Source organism: Pseudomonas lini, assembly GCF_030812475.1.
Taxonomy (GTDB): Bacteria; Pseudomonadota; Gammaproteobacteria; order Pseudomonadales; family Pseudomonadaceae; genus Aquipseudomonas; species Aquipseudomonas lini_A.
The window spans coordinates 261,964-282,653 of record NZ_JAUSSR010000007.1 but is presented as its reverse complement, the minus strand read 5'-3'; the positions used below and the strand labels follow the sequence as shown (position 1 = coordinate 282,653).

Sequence of the window (20,690 nt, the reverse complement as noted above, 5' to 3'; positions counted from 1 at the left end):
CATTGGCGCCCCCGGTGCTCGAAGCAAAAAGGTGTCATTTCAGGGAAAAGAGCCAGCCGATGCAGTTTCTAGACGATAGCCACGGATGTGCCGGCTGGAGCGGTGAAATGGCCGGGCGCATTCGTGCGTTCGACTGGAGCCTGACCGAGCTGGGGAAGATGGACACCTGGCCCGCAAGCCTGTGCAGCGCGGTACAGTTGATGCTCGCTTCGCCGCTGCCGATGGTGATGCTCTGGGGCCGTCCCGGCTACATGATCTATAACGATGCGTACTCGACATTCGCCGGTGGCCGCCATCCTTACCTGTTGGGTTCCCCGGTGGAGCTGGGCTGGCCGGAAGTGGCGGAGTTCAATCGACACGTGGTCGACACCTGCCTGGCGGGGGGGACGTTGTCCTATCGCAATAAAGAGCTGGTGCTGCTGCGGGACGGGATTCCCGAAGACGTCTGGCTGGATCTGTATTACAGCCCGGTGGCCGATGATGCAGGCAAACCGGCCGGGGTCATGGCGATGGTGGTCGAGACCACTGATCACGTGATTTCCGAACGCCGCCGCCGGGCCGCCGAAGACGCCTATCGCGCCGACAATGAACGGGTGCGCCTGGCGCTCAATGCCGGCGCCTTGCTCGGCTCGTTCGTCTGGGACATCAAGGGCGATGTGCTGTCTGGCGACGAACGCTTCGCCCGCACCTTTTCCTACCCGGCCGAGCAAAACCTGGCCGACCTGCCGACGGACATCGCCCAGGCACGGATCCATCCGGACGACCGCAGTTGGCTTGAGGAACAGGTCAGCCGATCGGTGGCAACCGGCGAACCCTTCAACGCCGAATACCGGGTCCTGCGCGCCGATGGCAATTATATGTGGGTGCAGGCGAGCGGCTGCTGCGAGTTCAATGAGCAGGGTGAACCGTTCCGCTTCCCGGGGGTGTTGATCGACATTCACGAACGCAAGACGGCCGAGGAGTCTTTACTCAGGTTCACCCGCAACCTGGAGCAGCGCGTCGCCGATGAAGTGGAAGCGCGCCTGACGGCTGAAGAGCAATTGCGTCAATCACAGAAACTGGAAGCCATCGGCGGCCTCACCGGCGGCGTCGCCCATGACTTCAACAACCTGTTGCAGGTGATCGCCGGCAACCTGCACTTGCTGGCGCGGCATGAACCGGAAAATGCCAATGTGCAGCGTCGGGTCAATGCCTCGATTGCCGCGGTCGAACGCGGCGCCAAGTTGTCCTCGCAACTGCTGGCGTTTGCCCGACGCCAGCCGTTGTCGCCGGCGGTCTGCGATCCACGACAAATTTTCGACGGCCTGGCTGAACTGTTGCAGCGTGCCCTGGGGGAAACCATCCAGATCAGTGTGACGGCACCTGCAGACGCCTGGCATCTGCATGTGGATCGCAATCAACTGGAAAACGCCATCCTCAACCTGGCGATCAATGCCCGTGACGCCATGCAGGGCGAGGGCACAATCGAACTCAGTGCCGCCAATGTTGCTCTCGACGCCCGGTTCTGTGCGGGCAAGGGCATTGTGCCCGGCGATTTCGTCTGCGTTGCGGTGGCGGACAGCGGCGTCGGCATGTCAGCCGAGGTGCTCGGGCACGCATTCGAACCGTTTTTCACCACCAAGGCCGATGGCCAGGGCACGGGACTGGGCCTGAGCATGGTCTTCGGGTTCGTCAAGCAAAGCGGTGGGCACATCGAGATGTCCAGTGTCCCGGGGCGGGGCACCCGGGTGCAGCTGTATTTTCCGCGCAGCCTGCGCCCGTTGCCCAGTGAATCGACCCTGCATGATCCCCTGCAGCCAGGCGGCAACGAAACCGTGCTGGTGGTCGAGGATAACGAGGCGGTGCGCAGCGCGGCGGTCGAGTTATTGCGCGAAGAAGGCTATCAAGTCCTGACCGCCGGAAACGGCGACACGGCCATGCAGATGTTGCTGGAAGGCGTGGCGGTGGACCTGATTTTCACCGATGTGGTCATGCCCGGCCTGATCAAGAGTTCGGACCTGGCGGCCTGGGCCAAGGTGCAGACGCCGCCGGTGCCGATCCTGTTCACCTCCGGCCACACCCGTGACATTATTTCGCGTAATCACCAGCTCAGCCCCGACACGCATCTGCTGAGCAAACCCTATGGTCCCGAGGCGCTCACCCAAATGGTCCGCGCGGTGCTCAATGGCTGACCACAGAACCCGACCGGTGAAAACAAAACGTAACGGCTGGACACAACACCCCTGTAGGAGCTGGCTTGCCAGCGAAGGCGTCATCACAGTCGATAAAGATATCGCCTGATACGCCGCCTTCGCCAGCAAGCCGGCTCCTACAGGAAGTCCGCGTACCTCCACATCATTTCTTCAGGGCTGCCCCATGACTGACAAGCGCACCTCCAACCCTCCCTCCAGCATGGTCAGGGTGCGCGGTGCCCGGGAACACAACCTCAAGAACGTCGATGTCGATATTCCCCGCGATGCCTTGGTGGTGTTCACCGGGGTCTCCGGTTCGGGCAAGTCCTCGCTGGCGTTCTCGACCCTCTACGCCGAAGCGCAACGCCGCTATTTCGAATCCGTGGCGCCTTATGCGCGACGCCTGATCGATCAGGTCGGGGTGCCGGACGTCGATTCGATCGAAGGTTTGCCGCCCGCCGTGGCCTTGCAGCAGCAGCGGGGCACGCCGAGCACACGGTCGTCGGTGGGCAGTGTGACCACGTTGTCGAGCCTGATCCGCATGCTCTATTCCCGGGCCGGCAGCTATCCGCCAGGGCAACCCATGCTGTATGCCGAAGATTTCTCACCCAACACGCCTCAGGGTGCGTGCGCCGAATGTCATGGTCTGGGCCGGGTCTATGAAGTCACCGAGGCCTTGATGGTTCCGGACCCGAGCCTGACCATTCGCCAGCGCGCCGTCGCCTCCTGGCCCATGGCCTGGCAGGGGCAAAACCTGCGGGATATCCTGGTGACCCTGGGCTACGACGTCGATAAGCCCTGGCGCGAGTTGCCGAAAAAACAGCGCGACTGGATTCTCTTCACCGAAGAGACGCCGACGGTGCCGGTGTACGCCGGGCTCACGCCGGAAGAAACCAGGGTCGCGCTCAAACGCAAAATGGAACCCAGCTACCAGGGTACGTTTACCGGTGCCCGACGCTACATCCTGCACACGTTTACCCACTCCCAAAGCGCGCTGATGAAGAAGCGTGTTTCGCGCTATATGCTCGGCAGTCCATGCCCGGTGTGTGACGGCAAACGGCTCAAGCAAGAAGCGTTATCGGTGACCTTTGCCGGTTACGACATCGGCGAACTGTCGCAGATGCCGTTGCTGCAAGTGGCCGAAGTCTTGAAGCCGGTGGCGGCTCACAGCTACCTCGAACTGGCCGATGAGGCCGGCGAGGTGTTGACGCATCTGCAGACCCGCGAGGCCCGCGAGCAGCGAGTGGCCCATGGCGCCAGCGGTCACGCCAACGCGCCGGACGTGCGCCACACGCCTAACCTGTCGGTGGAAAAACGCCTGGCCGCGCAACGGATCGCCCAGGACTTGCTGGAGCGGGTCAGCACCTTGACCGACCTGGGCCTTGGTTACCTGGCCCTGGAGCGCAGCACGCCGACCTTGTCCTCCGGTGAATTGCAGCGGCTGCGCCTGGCGACGCAATTGGGTTCGCAGTTGTTCGGCGTGATCTACGTGCTGGATGAGCCGTCGGCGGGCCTGCACCCGGCAGATGGCGAGGCCCTGTTCGAAGCCCTGCAACGGCTCAAGGCCGCCGGCAATACCTTGTTCGTGGTCGAGCATGACCTGGAAACCATGCGCCGCGCCGACTGGCTGATCGACGTCGGTCCGCAAGCTGGCGAGCAGGGTGGTCGGATCCTCTACAGCGGACCGCCGCCAGGGTTGGCCGACGTCTCTCAATCCCAGACTCGCGCCTACCTGTTCGCCGAACAGGTCACCCGGCACCGGGTCAGCCGCGAGGCAACCGACTGGCTGCGGCTGGAAGGCATCACCCGCAATAACCTGAACAACCTCGGCGCCGAATTTCCCCTGGGCTGTTTCACCGCGGTAACCGGCGTGTCGGGTTCCGGCAAGTCGAGCCTGGTCAGCCAGGCGTTGCTGGAACTGGTGGGCGCGCATCTCGGGCGCGCCGCCAGTGACAGCGAGGCTGAAGAATTGAGCCTGGAGGACGATGCGCCACAGGTCAGCGGCGGCCAGGTCACCCGTGGCCTGGCGTCGATCAAGCGTCTGGTGCAGGTCGATCAGAAACCCATCGGCCGCACACCCCGTTCGAATTTGGCGACCTACACCGGGCTGTTCGACAACGTGCGCAAGCTCTACGCCGCCACTCCCGAAGCCCGGGCCGAAGGTTATGACGCCGGCCAATTCTCTTTCAACGTCGCCAAGGGACGGTGCGCGACCTGCGAAGGCGAAGGTTTTGTCAGCGTCGAGTTGTTGTTCATGCCCAGCGTCTACGCGCCATGCCCGACCTGCCACGGTGCGCGCTACAACCCAGAGACCCTGGCGATCCTCTGGCAGGGTTTGAACATCGCCCAGGTGTTGCAGCTGACGGTGGACGAAGCGGTCGAGGTGTTCGCCGGGCAACCGGGGATCCGCCGTTCACTGGAGGTGCTGCGCGATATCGGCCTGGGCTATCTGCGCCTTGGCCAGCCGGCGACCGAATTGTCCGGTGGCGAGGCCCAGCGGATCAAGCTGGCCACCGAACTGCAACGCAACCAGCGCGGGGCGACCTTGTATGTGCTCGATGAGCCGACTACCGGCTTGCATCCACGGGATGTCGATCGCTTGCTCGAACAGTTGAATACGCTGGTGGCGGCAGGGCATACGGTGATCGTCGTCGAACATGAAATGCGCGTGGTGGCGCAGAGCGACTGGGTGATCGATATCGGGCCGGGGGCGGGGGATCAGGGCGGGAAGATCGTGGTGGCGGGTACTCCGCAGAAAGTGGCTAAAAGCAGGAAGAGCAAAACGGCGCCGTTTTTGGCCAGGGTGCTTGGGGTTTGAATGTGTGTTGATTGTGCCGACGCCTTCGCGAGCAAGCCCGCTCCCACACGGGATCTGCGCCGCTCACAAATTCCCTGTGGGAGCGGGCTTGCTCCGGGCGGCGTTCCGACGAAGGCGAACTATCAGGCACCGTCTAATGTACGCCGAACCTTATCCAGCAATTCATTGATCTGGAACGGCTTGACCAGCATCTCCATGCCATCCCCCAGAAACACCTGGCGGTTGATCGCGGTTTCGGCGTAACCGGTCATGAACAGGATCGGCAACTTTTGTCGCCAGCCCCGCGCCACATCGGCCAGTTCGCGACCGCTCATGCGCGGCAGGCCGACGTCGGTCAGCAGCAGATCGATGGATTCGTCGTTCTGCAAACGCTCCAGAGCGCCTTCGATGTCGCCCACTTGCGTGCAGCGGTAACCGGCATCCACCAATACCTCGGCGACGAACATCCGCACCGATGGCATGTCCTCGACAATCAGCACATGTTCGCCGCAACCCTGCGGATCCACGCTGGACGGCTGTTGTTCGCTGGCCAGGAGATCGGCACTGGCGGGTAACATGATAGTGACTTCGGTACCGCGCCGGGCCACGCTGCGGATATGCGCATCGCCGCCCGATTGCCGGGCGAAACCGTAGATGGTCGACAACCCGAGGCCAGTGCCCTGACCCAGCGGCTTGGTGGTGAAGAACGGATCGAACACCTTGCCGATCACACTGTGGTCGATACCGGTGCCATCATCGCGTACCGCCAGGGCTACATACGCTCCGTCGGCCAGATTGGGATCGCCATGGGAATAGGCGGCATAGGTGCTGATCCACACATTGCCGCCCTGGGGCAACGCATCGCGGGCGTTGATCACCAGGTTGAGCACGGCGCTTTCGAGCTGGATCGGGTCGACCAGGGCGATCGCGGGTTTGGAGGTCAGTTCCAGTTTCAGGGCGATGCGCTCGCCGATGGTGCGCACCAACAGTTCCTCGAGCGAACGCACATGCTCGTTGATGTCCACGGGCCGGGTGTCGAGGGGTTGCTGACGCGCGAAGGCGAGCAGCCGATGAGTCAGGGAAGCGGCACTCATCGCCGAACTCAAGGCCGCTTCGGCGTAAAACTGAACCTTGTCGGTGCGCGAGGCGGCGACCCGCTTCTGGATCAGCTCCAGGCTGGTGATGATGCCGGTGAGCAAATTGTTGAAGTCATGGGCGATGCCGCCAGTCAGCTTGCCCAGCGCGTCCATCTTCTGCACTTGCAGCAACTGGGCTTCGGTGCGTGCACGTTCGGCGACCTCCTTGGCCAATTGGGTGGTGGCGTCGTCCAGCCGGGCCAGGTGCGAGCGCTCGCGGTGCCGGTGCTCGGTGACATCCTCGACGAATACCAGGCTCAATTGCGGCGTGCGGTAGGGCGAAATCTGCCACTCGGTGTCGCGCACTTCGCCCTGGACCCGCATGCTCAGGGTGCCTTTCCAGCGCTCGCCATAGGCCAGCCGCAGACGCAGTTCATCGATGATCGCGTCCTGGTCTTCGGCAAAGCATTCGCGCAGGGCGTCCGGATTGCGGTTGTCCTGGATCAACTGCGCGAAGGCGTGGTTGCATTCGTGGATTTTCAGGTCGGCGTCCAGCACGGCGATGGGTGCAGACACGTTGACAAAGATTTCCCTGAACCGCGCCTCGCTGTCACGCAGGGCGTTTTCGGTTTCCCGCACGCGCAACAAGGTGCGCAGGGTGGCCAGCAACACATCCGGGTCAACCGGGTGAATCAGGTAGGCATCGGCACCGGCATCCAGGCCGGTGATGATGTCGCCGGTCTGGATCGAGGCCGCCGACACGTGAATCACCGGCAGCAGGGCGGTCACCGCCTCGGCGCGCAGTTTGCGCACGATGTCGAAACCGCTCATGTCCGGCAGGTTGACGTCGAGGATCAAGGCGTCGATGTTGACGCTGTCGACCAGCTCCAGGCCTTCGCCGCCGGTACCGGCTTCCAGCACCTCATAGCCGTGGCTTTCCAGGCGCCGGCGCAGGGCGTAGCGGGTCGCGACGTTGTCGTCGACGATCAACAGGCGAATGTCACGTTTCATCGGCGGGCTCCATGGCGATGGCCAGCGGGATGATCACGAAAAAGGTCGAGCCCTTGCCCGGCGTACTCTGGACCCCGACTTCGCCACCCAGCAACGCCGCGAAGCGTTTGCACAGTGACAGTCCGAGCCCGGTCCCGCGAAGGCGTTTTTGCAAGGGTGAGTCGACCTGAGAGAAGTCCTCGAACAATGCGCCATGTAGCGCCGGGGCGATACCTATTCCGGTGTCACTGACGGCAAAGCGCACGCGGTCGATGCCTTCCAGACGGGCCGAGACGCGGACTTCGCCGCGGGTGGTGAACTTCAATGAGTTGGCAATGAAGTTGCGCAGGATTTGCGCGAGCTTCTTGTCATCGGTGTAGAGCCTTGGCAGGCCCACCGGCTCTTCGAATATCAGGTCCACGGCACTGGCGTCTACGATGGGCCGGAACATGCCGCGCAGGGCGGCGAACAGGTCGAACATGTCGAACCAGGCCGGGGAAATGGTGATGCGCCCGGCTTCGATCTTGGCCAGGTCCAGCAAGTCGTCGACCATGTCGCTCAGCTCGCGGGCCGCGACGCTGACGAAGGCCACTTGCTTGTGCTGCTCGAGGCTCAGGGGGCCGTCGAGTTCATCGCTCAGCAGACCGGTGATGCTCAGGATCGAGCCCAGCGGCGTGCGGAACTCATGGCTCATGTACGACAGGAATCGGCTTTTGAGGTCCGAGGCCTGGCGCAACTGATCGGCCTGGGTGTCCAGTTCGGCGTACAACGCCAGCACGCCCTGGTTGGTTTCATCCAGTTCCTCGCGCAAGGCGTTGGCTTCTGCCTGTAATTGCGCGATCAGCGCGGCTTGTTCGTCAATCTGACTCATGGGTATCTCAGCCATGGGTTGCCTCCAGAGCAATGACCAGCACAGTCACATCGTCCCGTCCACGACAGAAGTCGCGGTGCAGGATGGCGGCAATCACGGCCGGATGGCGGTGTACCAGGCCGGGGTAATCTTGCAGATTCCATCGGGACTGCAGGCCGTCGCTGTACAGGATCAATAGCTGACCGTTTACCTGAGCATAGTCAAAGGGTTGAGCCTTTCGATACTGGCCACCGACGATGCCGGGGTGGGAGGCCAGGCCGCGGGATTTGTCCGGTGCGATGAGGCTGCCACCGATGTTGCCGATCCCGACGAATCGCAGGGCATTGCTGTTGCCGTCGAACTGGGCAATGGCCAGGGCTCCGCCGCGGGTGCCGATCATGGCGTGATGGATGTCTTCGAGCAGTAACAGCGGCGAGGTGAACGGCGACAGGGCAAAAACCCGCTCGCCGGCGCGGGCGGCGCGCTCGGCTTCTTCGCCGTGGCCGAGGCCGTCGATCATCAGGGCACTGATGCGCGGGCCGTCAAATGCCAGGTGCCAGACATCGCCACAGGCTGGATCGTGGTGCAACGCATGCTGGCTGATGCCGATGCGTCGGTCCGGCGCCCTGTCGCTGCGTGGATACAAACGCGTCAGAAGCACGGCGCCCCGGGCGTCGGCATAGACATCGAACACTTCGGTCTGGCGCGACACCCCCCCCAGGCCGATGCCCTGGGTGCCGCCGGTGGAAAACCCGTCGGTCAGGCACGCGTGCACATCGAAGCCCTGGGCACGGTCGACGGCGATTATTTCGATCCCGGCACCTGAAGCTCGCGGCAGGACCCTCAGGTGCAGTTCGCCATGGGTCGCATGCTTGAGAATGTTACTGGCGAGCTCGGTGGTCACCAGCGCCACACGTCCGGCATCGGTAATGTCGAAACCGTGTTTTTCCGCCAGTTGCTGCGCGGTGCGTCGTGCGTGGCCGATCTGGCTGCTGTCTTCGATCGGCAACACTTGGGTCATTGACCCGCCCATGTTCACGTCCATCGCGTGATCGTTATGCGAGTGCCTTTGCCGGGCGTGGTGTCCAGTTCGAATTCTTCCACCAGGCGCTTGGCGCCGGTCAGGCCCAGCCCCAGGCCGCTGCCGGAGGTCCAGCCGTCGGTCATTGCCAGCTTGATGTCGGGGATGCCCGGACCTTCGTCGCGGAACACCAGGCGCAAGCCGGTGCGTGAATTCTCGTCGAGGATTTGCCAGTCCATGTCGCCGCCGCCGCCATAGACCATGGTGTTGCGCGCCAGCTCGCTGACGGCGGTCACCAGCTTGGTCAGGTCGATCAGGCGCATGCCGCACTCCTGGGCCAGCTTGCGCGCCAATTGCCGGGCCAGCACCACGTCCTGCTCGATGTTTATCGGGTGAGTGCCGCTGCTGCGCACGGTCATTGCTCGCGTACCCGTGCCTGCAGCAGTTTCATCCCGCGCTCGACATTCAGCGCCGTGCTGACGCCGGGCAGGGTCAGGCCGAGCTCGACCAGGGTGATGGCCACCGCCGGCTGCATGCCGACCAGCACGGTCTGGGCGTCCATGATTTTCGACAGCCCGGAGATGGTGCCGATCATTCGGCCGATGAACGAGTCGACCATGTCCAGCGCCGAAATATCGATCAGCACGCCGCGGGCCGAGGTCCGGCTGATGCGCTCGGACAGGTCGTCCTGAAGGGTCAGGGCCAACTGGTCATGCATGTCGACCTGGATGGTCACCAGCAGGAAGTCGCCCATTTGCAAGATCGGAATGCGCTCCATGGGCTCAGTCCGCCTTGCTGACAGTGATTCCCAGGCGGGTCAGGGCCAGTTTCAGGGCGTCGGCCAGGTTGGCCTTGGTGACGACCCCTTGCAGGTCCAGCCCCAGGTGCACAATGGTCTGGGCGATCTGCGGCCGTACGCCGCTGATGATGCAATCGGCACCCATCAGGCGAATCGCGGTGACGGTCTTGAGCAGGTGCTGGGCCACCAGGGTGTCGACGGTCGGCACGCCGGTGATGTCGATGATGGCGATTTCCGAGCCGGTGTCGACGATCCGCTGCAACAGCGATTCCATCACCACCTGGGTACGTTGCGAGTCGAGGGTGCCGATCATCGGCAGCGCCAGTACGCCATCCCAGAGCTTGACCACCGGGGTCGACAATTCCAGCAGCTCTTCCTGCTGGCGCTTGATCACCGCCTCGCGGGATTTCTGAAAGGTTCGGATGGTGTGCATGCCCAGGGCGTCGAGCAGTTCGGACACTTCCCAGAGTTGCTCGGCCAGCAGTGCGGGACTGTCCTGGTAATGGTTTTGCAGCAGCGCAAACATCGGGCCCTTGAGGGCGAAGATGAAACTGGCGGTCTGGTGCGAATCCTGGCCGAGCAGGGCACGGCTATGGGAGAGCTTTTCGAGGAACTGGCGAATATCATCCCAGCCGGAGGATGCGACGTTTTGATCATTGCCCCGTTCGAGGCCGGCGATGACCAGGTGCAGTAAGTCCGACGTTTCCTGTTTCAGGTCCTGCTCTTTGAGGTTGCGGGTGGCGCCGCTGGCTTCGAGATTTTTCGACCATTCGCCCAGCAGTTGGGTCCGGTTCGTTTTCATCGCATCGAGTGTGCTGGTTTGCAGTGCCGCCATGGGACTTTGACTCCTTGGAAAGTGTGGCCGATTCTCCAAATATTGATCGGCACAAATCAGTGACATTTGCCGTAGGCAATAGTTTTCGATTCTGACAGGTTTTTGCGATTGGCTGCATCTGAACCCGGGGCTGGTCGAGCGAAGACGGCCTCGAGCCTTGCAGCGCTCATGCGGACGCCTTCGCCAGGCCGGCTCCTGCAGGTACGGTGCTCCATTCGATGGAACGTTGCTGGCTGGAACGCCTCGAAACTATAGGGCCGACTGTTTAAACCGCAATTGCAGTGACGAACGAGGTACTTATGAAAGACGACGCGATGACACAGGAACAGGATCAAACGGGGGCACCGGTCAACCGCAATGATCCGGCGATTGACCCGCAGACGCCGGTCGAGCCGGGAGGACAACACCAGGGGCAGACCGCTAAACCGGAAAGTGCCGACCAGGCGGTCGACCAGAAGAATCGCCATACCGATAACGACAATGAATTCAGCCCCGGTTTCAAACCGAACCCGGACCGGCCGAAGCCCAGCGATGACACTGATGCCGATATTGACACTGATGGCGGTTAGATCGAACCGAGCACACAAAAAGGCCCCGTCCACGGATTGTTAATGTAGGAGCGAGCTTGCTCGCGATGGTCGTCAACGATAAACGCGTGATTACTGATTAAACGCGTCGCTCTTGAATCCATCGCGAGCAAGCTCGCTCCTGCATACAGTTGACGTTATTTGCTCGGATGAGCCGCCTGCAGTTTTTTCGCCATGCCCAGATGCTTCTCCAGTGCCGGCAGCATTTTTTGCGCAAACGCTTTCAGCTCGGTTCCACCTTTGACTTTGTCGTCCGTCACTGTGTTGGCTTCTTTCTTGAACAGCTCAATGGTGTCTTCGTGCGCCTTGACCTGATTGTTGGCATAGGCCGCGTCGAAGGATTCGTCGCGTACTTCAAGAATTTTTTCCTTGGCTTGCTTCACCAGGGTCGTGGTGTCCGGGACCTCGATGTCATTTTTTTTCGCCAGTGCCGCCAATTCATCGTTCGCCTTGGAGTGATCAGTGATCATCATGTTGGCAAATTCCTTGATGTCGGCCGATTTGCTTTTTTCCAATGCCAGCCGGCTGGTTTCGATCTCGGCGATGCCGCCTGCGGCCGCGCTGTCGACGAAGTCATTGGAGGTGGCAGCGAAGGCCATGCCCATGCTGGTGCTCAAGGCAACGGCCAAGGTGAGGTGGCGCAGGGTAAATCCGTCCATTGGTTATTCTCCACACAGGTTTTCATGAGCGATCGACTGATCGTTAAGCAATGGAGGGCGACGGGCGGACAAAGGTTTTATCGCTTTTTCGACAGGACGACGAACGGACACCGCTGGTCTGATAGAAGGTCGACAGAACCCGCCAACCAAGGCCATTCTGATGGTTGGTGAACGCAATCAATCGCGTTTGCCACCGATCAACAAACGGAGGTGTTCCATGCCGGTGACCCATGACCTTTATCAGGACCTGAAACTTACAAAGGAAGAGATCCAGCAAAAACGCACCAAGGATCCGTTACTGGATTCACTGATCAACAAGTATTCCCAGGCGGATGCCGAGGTAGTGAAGGCCGAGTCCGCCCAATCGGACGCACCCAGCGATGACGCATTGAAGAAGCTCAAGGAGAAGCGCGTGCTGGTCAAGAACCAGATCGTCGACCGACTTCAGACGCCGTCCTGACACACCGAATCCGCCACCGACGACCGGTGACTGAAAAATTGGAACGGGGATAAATACCGGCACCTCGAATGATCAGAGTCCGAATCGACGGCTCCATGCGAGGTGCCACAATGACTGATCCCACGGTTTCCGGTAACGAAAAGTACCCCAGCGAAGAGCAGGGTGGCTACGATCCCATCCCGACCCGTCCCGAACCCTTGAGCCCGGGGCGTACGACCGTCAACCCCGAAGATGAACCGGGCATCGATGAACTGCCGGACAATGAAGGCGCGATCCCCATGGACCAGGACGATGGCACTGACCTCGACCCGGACCGGGTGCGCGAAGAAACCGACAATGCGGTGCGTGATGACGAGATGGATCCCCGATAGTCGGGACCTTTCCTGAATCCTGTGGGAGCGGGCACATCTATGTTGATTGTGCCGCAGTCATCGCGGGCAAGCCCGCTCCCACAGGGTCACTGCAATGCCGTGCTTAGCGGCAAACGCGCCATATGCTTCGCTTTCAGCGACCCGAAATACAACCACTCCCCATACTCGCGCACCGTGGTGATCGGCGAGTAGTTGCCGCTGCTCCCATCCTGCAGATTGGCAATCACCTTGCCCTCCATGTCCAGGCCCAGCACAAACGCACGTTTCTCCACCGGCTTGGGCAACAGGGTCATCGCCCGCACGATCATCTTGCGGGCGAAAGGATGCGCGGCCATGGCATCGAGCAGGGCATTGCGCGGCGCGTACAGCGCTACCCAGAAGCGATCCCGGCCATTGAACGCCAGGTTGTCCGGCAAGCCCGGCAGGTTGTCGATGAACAGGTCACGGGTGCCGGCCTTGGGCCCGCTAAGCCAGTAACGACTGATGCGATAGGCGCCGGTTTCGTTGACCAGCACATAGCGTTCGTCAGGTCCCAAGGTCACGCCGTTGGCAAACTCCAGCTTCTCCAACAGCACAATGGTCTTGCCAGTCTGGAAGTCATAACGCAGCAAGCGGCCGTCGCCGCCGTGCTCGATGATCGCCTCGCCGTCCCGGCCATAGCCGAACCGACTGGAAGCATCACTGAAATAGGCGAAGTGCCCGGACTGGTCGATGGTCACGTCGTCGGTGAAGCCAAAAGGCACGCCGTTGGCCTCGGTGGTCAAAGCCATCAGGCGTCCCTGGGCGTCCAGGGACAGCAAGCCCTTGACGCCGTCGGCGATCACCAGCAAGCCGTTGGGGTGGCGGGCCAGACCCAATGGCCGGCCGCCGGTATCGGCCAGGACTTTGGTGATTTTGCCGTCAAGGCTGGTGCTTATCAAACGACCGTCATGCAGGCCGGTGATGAGCACGTCATCCTCCAGCAGCAAGGCTTCCGGCCCGTCAATGTTGGCGGCACCGATCCGCTCCACGCCTTTGAGGCGCTGATTGTCGGCATACAGTCCGCTGATCAACGAAGGCGCGGGCGGCGGTGTCCAGGCCACGGGTTCGACCTGGGTCGGCATCAACAGTAGAAAGGCACCGATGGCAAGGAACCCCAACAACACGACACGGCGGAACTTGGACGCTCTATTCACGCGGCGACTCCTGTCGAAGCAAGGTGTTTCAGCGCCATTTCCCGCAAGGCCTGCAACGACGCGGCCGACTCGCGATCGATGCGGCGCTTGAGCAGCAGGCGATTGGCAATGCGCATCCCCAGGCCGCTGAATTGATAGTCCAGGGTACGGACGAACCGCGTGCCATCACCCTCGGCCTCGCACTCGTACGTCAACACCAGCGACAGACCGTTATCGCCCCGCGCCCGGGCGCTCCAGCGGCGGCCTGGCAAATACTCCTCCACCACCCAGAGCAAATGCCCCTCGCGTCCGCCCGCTCGAATGTCTTCCTCGAACCGCGACCCGGCGTGCAAGGGGCCGTCCTGGCCATCGACCTTGAGAGAGGAAGGGTGCCATTGCGGCCAACTCGTCACGGTGCTGGCATAGGCGAGTACCGCAATCGGATTGGCGGCAATCTCGATCTGATGCTGCATGCGGGTCATGGGGCTTCTCGTCGAGTGCAGGGGGACCGGCTCCGGTTCCCAATAGAGGGTGCCGAACAGGTAGTCCATCAGTGGGAAAACGATGTTGAAATTGCGCTCCTGCATCAGCTCGCGGCGGTGATGCAATTCATGCAGACGGCGCATCTGGCGGATCCACGGCAGGCGGGTGACCGGGTTGCCCGGCGGCAGGTGTTCGCAGGCATGGAACACTTCATAGGCCAGGTAACCGAGGACCAGGCAGCCAGCGGACAATCCGCCGACATTGGCGTCGACTTGTGATAGCAGCCACCAGAGGGGCAGGGCGACGACGACCGTGTGCACCACGACCAGCCAGGCCGGAAACAGGATCACGCGCCAGTCGCGGGCGCTGTCACAGGTCATGTAACCGGGGGCAAAGAAATTGTGATGGTCGCCGGCATGTCGCGCATAGAACATCCGCGCGAAGTTTTTTTTGTGGTGACCGAGGTGGCGATGCACCATGTATACGCCAAAGTTGAAGAACAACAAGGTCAGCGGCACCGCCAGCCACTGCAGCGGCTGTACCTGATGTACGGTGCTCCAGAACGCAGCGATGGCCGATAAGCCGAACAGCAGCACAAAGGCGCCATGCAGCCACGGGTTATAAAACGGATGGATCCCGGCGCGGTAACGGCTGCGGAATGTTTCGGTGGTTTGCCTCACTGCGTTCACCTGTGGTCATTTTTATAACCAGCAGATTAGCCGATCCCACCGTTTCGGCCGCACGAACCTTGAGGCCACAAGCGCCGTGCTCCGGTGCAAACGAGACTCAGGCCAACGGGTTCCAGCGTTGCGACCAGTCATCGTCGGACTGGATGACCTCGCGCAACAGATCGAAGGCCCGCTGCAGGGTCGCCGAGTCGCGGTCGCGTGAGTAGACCAGATAGGTCGGGTAACTGAATTCCGGGGCTTTCGGCACTTTTTCCAGGACGCCGCTTTCCAGGTAACTCTGGACGACCCGGGTACGGAAATAGCCGCTGCCGCCGTTTTCCAGGATGTACTGCAAACCCAGTGGGCCGAGGTTGAAGCTCAGGGCCGCCCGGGCCTTTTCCGGCAGCGCGGCATCGTGCTGGCGACGGAAGTCCGGGCCCCAGTCGATGTACACATAGGGATCGGGTTTTGCAACCAGCCGTACCAGGACCAGTTTTTCTTCCAGAATCTGCTCGACTTGCAGGCGTGGCCAATACTCGGGCTGGTAGACCAGCGCCGCATCCAGCACCCCCAGTTCCAGCTGGCGCAGCAGGTTTTCGCCGTCACGGATTTCCATGCGCAGGGCATGCCCGGGAATCTTCGCCCGCAGTTGCCCGGCCCAACTGAGCATCAGCGGGTTGCACAGACTGACCTCGCCACCGATGTGCAGCACGTCGTGGTAACCCTCGGGCAATGGCAGGTCCCGGCGCGCGGCCTCCCAGGTCTCTACCAGCTGATTGGCATAGACCACGAAGGCCTCGCCGTTCGCGGTCAGACGAGCGCCGGCGCGATTGCGCACGAACAGCGTGCTGCCCAACTGGCTTTCGAGTTTCTGCACGCGCGCGGTGATCGCGGTCTGGGTGACATGCAGTTTTTCGGCCGCAGCGGCGAGGCTGCCGTGGCGGACGATTTCCAGAAAGGTGCGAGCGAGGTCGATGTCCATGGGCAGGCCGGTGCGGGAGGTGCGCCATTGTAAGTGCAGGCGCACCTCCTGCAAGGCTTAACGATCAACCCGGCCCTGTAGGAGCCGGCTTGCTGGCGAAGACGGCGGCACATTCAGCAGAGGTGTTGACTGGTAGACCGCTTTCGCTGGCAAGCCAGCTCCTACAGGGGATCTTCAGTGATCATGAAATCGGCGAACGACGCCAATCCCTTGCAGGAGCCGGCCTGGCGAACGGCGCCAAGCCGTGCGTCAGATTCTCCTGCATTCAAAACGCAAAACACGAGCAACCAAACGCCCCCCAGAACCCGGCGAAATCGCTGACGGGCGCCGACGACAACCGCGCCCGCTCATGGCTGTGCGCATGGACCGCACAGGCCCCCACGCATTGATGCACCTGCGCCGTCAGCGGCGCCAGCGGTTTCCAGTGGCCAGGCACGTTGACCACGGGCGACCATTCCGGGATCACGGGGATCGCAGGCGGCCCGAGTTTTTCGAACTCGACGCTGCCGTAGACAATCTTGCCGTCGACAATGGTCAGCACCGACTCGATCCCCTTCACGGCTTCGTCTTCGATGTGGAAGTAGTCCGCCGACAAGGCGATCAGGTCCGCGAGTTGCCCGACCTTGATCTGCCCTTTCTTGCCCTGCTCGGAGGAGAACCAGGCGCTGCCATGGGTGAAGAGTTCCAGCGCGGTGTCGCGGCTCAAGCCTTGCGGGTAGAGCTCCAGCCCGCCGACGGTGCGACCGCTGACCAGCCAATAGAGCGATGTCCAGGGGTTGTAGCTGGACACCCGCGTAGCGTCCGTGCCGGCGCCAACCGGGATGCCCTCGGCGAGCATGCGCGCGATGGGTGGCGTGTGCTCGGCGGCTTTGGCACCGTAGCGCTCGACGAAGTATTCACCCTGAAACGCCATGCGGTCCTGAATCGCAATGCCGCCACCCAGGGCCTTCACCCGTTCGATATTTTGCGGGGTAATGGTCTCGGCATGATCGAAAAACCACGGCAGCCCGTCGAACGGGATGTCGCGATTGACCTTCTCGAACACGTCGAGCATGCGGCTGATGGATTCGTTGTAGGTGGCGTGCAGGCGGAACGGCCAGCGCTGTTCCACCAGGTGCCGCACCACCGGCTCCAGGTCCTGCTCCATGGTCTGTGGCAGGTCGGGGCGGGGTTCGAGAAAATCCTCGAAATCCGCCGCCGAGAACACCAGCATTTCCCCGGCGCCGTTGTGGCGCAGGAAGTCATCGCCCTGGCCGTAGCGGGAGCTGCCGGTCCAGTGCTTGAAGTCGGTCAGCTCTTCCTTGGGCTTCTGGGTGAACAGGTTGTAGGCGATGCGCACCGTGAGCTGCCGGTCTTTGGCCAGTTGCTGGATGACCTGATAGTCGTCCGGGTAACTCTGATAACCGCCGCCGGCATCGATGGCGCTGGTGACGCCGAGACGATTGAGCTCGCGCATGAACTGGCGGGTCGAGTTGACCTGGTATTCCAGCGGCAGCTTCGGCCCCTTGGCCAGGGTCGAGTAGAGAATCATCGCGTTGGGGCGGGCGATCAACATGCCGGTCGGATCGCCGTTGGCGTCGCGCTGGATTTCACCGCCCGGCGGATTTGGCGTGTCGCGGTTATAGCCCACCACTTTCAACGCCGCGCGATTGAGCAGCGCGCGGTCGTAGAGGTGCAGCACGAACACCGGGGTATCCGGCGCGGCCTTGTTCAATTCATCGATCGTTGGCAGACGTTTTTCGGCGAACTGGAATTCGTTCCAGCCACCCACCACGCGCACCCATTGCGGCGTTGGCGTGCGATCCGCCTGGTCCTTGAGCATGCGCAGCGCATCGACCAATGACGGCACGCCTTCCCAGCGCAGTTCGAGGTTGTAATTCAAGCCGCCGCGGATCAGATGCAGGTGCGAGTCGTTGAGGCCGGGAATCACCGTGCGTCCGTGCAGGTCGACGATCTGCGTGCCGGGGCCTTGCAAGGCCATGGCCTGGGCATCGCTGCCGACCACCACGAAGCGGCCGTCCTTGATCGCGACGGCGCTTGCCTGTGGCTTCTTGCGGTCAACCGTGTGCAGGCGTCCGTTGTACAGAATGAGGTCGGCCGGGGCATCGGGCATGGTTTTACTCCCTGCTAGCAGTGGGCTGATCCAGGCACCGACGGCACCTGCCGAAAGGCCTTGCAGTACTCGTCGGCGATTGAAGCCTTCGTGGTCGTCAGGTGGGCTCATGGCAATGCTCCGCGCAAAGGCTTATAAAAAAAGCGAGGGCAAACGGCCGATGTCTGACGCATGCGGCCAGAAGGAATATAGACCGCAAATCCACAAGTAGCCGTTTTCCAAAGGCGCAGAACGACGAATCCCGCCATGAGGGCGGGATTCGTTTACAGCCAGGCATGCCCCGAAGGACGGGGCGACGTGCTTAGGCCGGGAACAGCTCGGACAGTTTCATGGCCAGCATCATGTCACCTTCTGCGCGCAGTTTGCCGCCCATGAAAGCTTGCATGCCGTCGGTCGACCCGTCGACGATGCCTTCCAGGGTCTCGCCGTCCATCACCAAGGTCACCTGGGCGTCCGGGTTTTCGCCCTCTTGCAGCTCGCAAGTGCCGTCCTTGACGATCAGGGAGAAGTTCTTGGTGTCGTCGATGCGGAAACCGAATACCAGGTCCAGACCGGCAGCAGCGGCTGGGTTGAACTTGGCTTTCATTGCTTGTACGGCATCAGCTACGGAGGTCATGGTTCGATCCTTTCTTGGGTATTAGAGCTGAGTGATTACAGCCAGGGTCACAATAGTCCGGACTCAGCGAAACGTGATGAGTTCCGGGGCCTTCAACAGTTGCAGGTGCGCCTGACTGTTGAAAGAAGAGAGTGCCACCTCGCGCCCGCGAAACTTCAGCAGGTTGAGCGAGGTGTTGACGATTTGCCAGTTCAGTTCGAATGCCTGGCGTGCCGGCATTTGCGTAATGAGGTGGAGCAGGGCAGTGATGGTGCCGCCCGAGGTGAACACGGCGATCTTCTGGGAGTTGTCGGCCTGTTCGAGGATGCGCTGCAGACCGGCATGGACCCGTTCGACAAACCCCAGCCAGCTTTCCAGCCCGGGTGTGTCGAAGGTCCCGGCCAGCCAGCGCTCGATGATCAGGGCGAAGATGCGCTGGAATTCGGCGCGGTTTTGCGTGGCATTGCGCAGGATGTCCAGCGCTTCGGGTTCGTCTTCCAGCATGGCGGGCAGTAGCGCGCGGATCACCGCGTCGGCATCGAACTCGTTAAAGGCGCAATCGGTTTCCACGATCGGCACCGGCAGGCCCTGGGCGGCGAACTGTTCCAGCGCGCTATTGGCGGTGTGTTGCTGGCGACGCAGGTCGCCCGAGAGGCAGCGATCGAAGCTGATGCCAAGCCCGGCCAGGTGCTGACCGAGGATTTCCGCCTGGCGTATGCCGGTCGGCGACAGGACGTCATAGTCGTCTGCACCAAAGGAGGCCTGGCCATGTCGAATCAGATAGATACTGCCCACGTCCGCTTCATCCCGCTACGTTGAAGGTCCGGCGAGGTTATGAGGATGACGGTGAGCTGTCAATGAAAAAACATACGCTTGTTTGAAATGCCTGTTCCAGGCTTGTTGCCAGAGGTTTCACGACTGGTCGCCGGGTTAATGCATGGGTATGCTGGACGTATCGCGCGCGCGTTTATGCAGCGCATCGTTTTGAAGGAGTCATTGTGGAGTTTTTTGCCGAGTTCGCCATTTTCCTGGCCAAGACCGTGACACTGGTGGTCGCCATCCTGGTGGTGCTGGCCAGTTTTGCGGCGTTGCGCAGCAAAGGCCGACGCAAGACCGCCGGCCAGTTGCAGGTCAGTAAACTCAATGATTTTTACAAGGGGTTGCGTGAGCGGCTGGAGCAAACCCTGCTCGACAAAGACCAGCTCAAGGCCCTGCGCAAGGTCGAGGCCAAAACAGAGAAAAAGCAAAAGAAAAAACCCGAGGTCAAGTCCCGGGTGTTCGTGCTCGATTTCGACGGCGACATCAAGGCCTCGGCCACGGAAAGCCTGCGCCATGAGATCACTGCGTTGCTGACCCTGGCCACGCCCAAGGATGAAGTGGTGCTGCGTCTGGAAAGCGGTGGCGGCATGGTTCACAGCTATGGCCTGGCGTCCTCGCAACTGGCGCGCATTCGCGACGCCGGTGTGCCGTTGACCGTGTGCATCGACAAGGTGGCCGCCAGCGGCGGCTACATGATGGCGTGCATCGGCGAGAAGATAATCAGTGCACCCTTTGCCATTCTCGGCTCGATCGGCGTGGTGGCGCAGTTGCCGAACGTCAACCGCCTGCTGAAAAAGCACGACATCGACTTCGAGGTCCTGACCGCTGGCGAGTACAAGCGCACCCTGACCGTGTTTGGCGAAAACACCGAGAAGGGCCGGGAGAAGTTCCAGGAGGACCTGGACATCACCCATCAGCTGTTCAAGAACTTTGTCTCGCGTTACCGCCCGCAACTGGACATCGACAAGGTCGCCACCGGTGAAATCTGGCTGGGCGTCGCGGCGATGGACAAGCAACTGGTCGACGAGCTCAAGACCAGCGACGAGTACCTCGCCGAGCGGGCGAAGAAATCCGAGCTGTATCACCTGCATTACGCTGAACGTAAAAGCCTGCAGGAGCGCATCGGCATGGCGGCCAGCGGGTCGGTGGACCGGGTCTTGCTGTCCTGGTGGAGCCGCTTGACTCAGCAACGCTTCTGGTAAGAAACCTCATGGCGCCTCGTTGCCGGTTTTCGGCAACGAGGCGCTTTGCATCCATGAA

General features: G+C 61.7%; 19 protein-coding genes. 6 read left to right on the top strand and 13 right to left on the bottom strand.

The window, feature by feature from the left end:
• Positions 1–59: 59 nt before the first annotated feature.
• Both J2W17_RS15710 and J2W17_RS15705 read left to right on the top strand, forming a co-directional pair.
• The gene (locus J2W17_RS15710; protein ID WP_307335519.1) at positions 60–2,171 is read left to right on the top strand and encodes a hybrid sensor histidine kinase/response regulator; all 2,112 of its coding nucleotides are present in this window, start codon (positions 60–62) and stop codon (positions 2,169–2,171) included.
• Between the two features lie 184 nt (positions 2,172–2,355).
• On the top strand, positions 2,356–4,989 hold the full coding sequence (locus tag J2W17_RS15705) for an excinuclease ABC subunit UvrA (RefSeq protein ID WP_307335516.1): 2,634 nt from the start codon (positions 2,356–2,358) through the stop codon (positions 4,987–4,989).
• Positions 4,990–5,111: 122 nt separating this feature from the next.
• Here J2W17_RS15705 and J2W17_RS15700 read toward each other — a convergent pair whose 3' ends face one another.
• The 6 genes from J2W17_RS15700 to J2W17_RS15675 are packed head-to-tail and all read right to left on the bottom strand — an operon-like array spanning position 5,112 to position 10,539.
• Complete coding sequence (locus J2W17_RS15700; protein ID WP_307335513.1) at positions 5,112–7,055, bottom strand: response regulator; 1,944 nt, start codon at positions 7,053–7,055, stop codon at positions 5,112–5,114.
• The gene (locus tag J2W17_RS15695; protein ID WP_307335511.1) at positions 7,045–7,920 is read right to left on the bottom strand and encodes a sensor histidine kinase; all 876 of its coding nucleotides are present in this window, start codon (positions 7,918–7,920) and stop codon (positions 7,045–7,047) included. The genes J2W17_RS15700 and J2W17_RS15695 overlap by 11 nt, the downstream gene beginning before the upstream one ends.
• A complete protein-coding gene (locus tag J2W17_RS15690) occupies positions 7,913–8,923 on the bottom strand; it encodes an ATP-binding protein (protein ID WP_307335864.1) in 1,011 nt (336 codons plus the stop codon). Before J2W17_RS15690 ends, J2W17_RS15695 begins: the two co-directional genes overlap by 8 nt.
• Positions 8,920–9,324, bottom strand: a complete 405-nt coding sequence (locus J2W17_RS15685; RefSeq protein WP_307335508.1) for an anti-sigma regulatory factor — start codon at positions 9,322–9,324, stop codon at positions 8,920–8,922. The genes J2W17_RS15690 and J2W17_RS15685 overlap by 4 nt, the downstream gene beginning before the upstream one ends.
• Positions 9,321–9,683 carry an STAS domain-containing protein gene (locus J2W17_RS15680; RefSeq protein WP_059405963.1) on the bottom strand — a complete coding sequence of 121 codons (363 nt, stop codon included), beginning with the start codon at positions 9,681–9,683 and terminating at the stop codon, positions 9,321–9,323. The genes J2W17_RS15685 and J2W17_RS15680 overlap by 4 nt, the downstream gene beginning before the upstream one ends.
• A gap of 4 nt (positions 9,684–9,687) precedes the next feature.
• Positions 9,688–10,539 carry an STAS domain-containing protein gene (locus J2W17_RS15675; protein WP_307335502.1) on the bottom strand — a complete coding sequence of 284 codons (852 nt, stop codon included), beginning with the start codon at positions 10,537–10,539 and terminating at the stop codon, positions 9,688–9,690.
• Between the two features lie 299 nt (positions 10,540–10,838).
• Here J2W17_RS15675 and J2W17_RS15670 point away from each other — a divergent pair, with 299 nt between their 5' ends.
• On the top strand, positions 10,839–11,108 hold the full coding sequence (locus tag J2W17_RS15670; RefSeq protein ID WP_150796436.1) for a hypothetical protein: 270 nt from the start codon (positions 10,839–10,841) through the stop codon (positions 11,106–11,108).
• 155 nt (positions 11,109–11,263) lie between these two features.
• Here J2W17_RS15670 and J2W17_RS15665 read toward each other — a convergent pair whose 3' ends face one another.
• The gene (locus tag J2W17_RS15665) at positions 11,264–11,785 is read right to left on the bottom strand and encodes a DUF4142 domain-containing protein (protein WP_307335496.1); all 522 of its coding nucleotides are present in this window, start codon (positions 11,783–11,785) and stop codon (positions 11,264–11,266) included.
• Between the two features lie 217 nt (positions 11,786–12,002).
• On the opposite strand from J2W17_RS15665, the gene J2W17_RS15660 reads away from it, so the two are divergent.
• Positions 12,003–12,245, top strand: coding sequence for a hypothetical protein (locus J2W17_RS15660; protein WP_307335492.1), 243 nt, complete (start codon positions 12,003–12,005; stop codon positions 12,243–12,245).
• 110 nt (positions 12,246–12,355) lie between these two features.
• Complete coding sequence (locus J2W17_RS15655; protein WP_307335490.1) at positions 12,356–12,616, top strand: hypothetical protein; 261 nt, start codon at positions 12,356–12,358, stop codon at positions 12,614–12,616.
• Between the two features lie 86 nt (positions 12,617–12,702).
• Here the strand turns inward: J2W17_RS15655 and J2W17_RS15650 are convergent, their stop codons facing one another.
• The 6 genes from J2W17_RS15650 to J2W17_RS15625 form a co-directional block, all read right to left on the bottom strand.
• Complete coding sequence (locus tag J2W17_RS15650; RefSeq protein WP_307335487.1) at positions 12,703–13,791, bottom strand: SMP-30/gluconolactonase/LRE family protein; 1,089 nt, start codon at positions 13,789–13,791, stop codon at positions 12,703–12,705.
• The gene (locus tag J2W17_RS15645) at positions 13,788–14,933 is read right to left on the bottom strand and encodes a sterol desaturase/SRPBCC family protein (RefSeq protein ID WP_307335484.1); all 1,146 of its coding nucleotides are present in this window, start codon (positions 14,931–14,933) and stop codon (positions 13,788–13,790) included. The genes J2W17_RS15650 and J2W17_RS15645 overlap by 4 nt, the downstream gene beginning before the upstream one ends.
• Before the next feature lie 106 nt (positions 14,934–15,039).
• Entirely contained in the window at positions 15,040–15,903 is an 864-nt protein-coding gene (locus J2W17_RS15640; RefSeq protein ID WP_307335861.1) for a LysR family transcriptional regulator, read from the bottom strand.
• A 265-nt stretch (positions 15,904–16,168) separates the two neighbouring features.
• Entirely contained in the window at positions 16,169–18,016 is a 1,848-nt protein-coding gene (locus J2W17_RS15635; RefSeq protein ID WP_307335858.1) for an amidohydrolase, read from the bottom strand.
• A gap of 301 nt (positions 18,017–18,317) precedes the next feature.
• The gene (locus J2W17_RS15630; RefSeq protein WP_123356684.1) at positions 18,318–18,632 is read right to left on the bottom strand and encodes an SCP2 sterol-binding domain-containing protein; all 315 of its coding nucleotides are present in this window, start codon (positions 18,630–18,632) and stop codon (positions 18,318–18,320) included.
• A 63-nt stretch (positions 18,633–18,695) separates the two neighbouring features.
• Positions 18,696–19,406, bottom strand: coding sequence for a histidine phosphatase family protein (locus J2W17_RS15625; protein ID WP_307335476.1), 711 nt, complete (start codon positions 19,404–19,406; stop codon positions 18,696–18,698).
• Positions 19,407–19,609: 203 nt separating this feature from the next.
• Between J2W17_RS15625 and sohB the strand changes: the two genes are divergently transcribed.
• A complete protein-coding gene (sohB, locus tag J2W17_RS15620) occupies positions 19,610–20,632 on the top strand; it encodes a protease SohB (protein WP_307335473.1) in 1,023 nt (340 codons plus the stop codon).
• Positions 20,633–20,690: the final 58 nt, after the last annotated feature.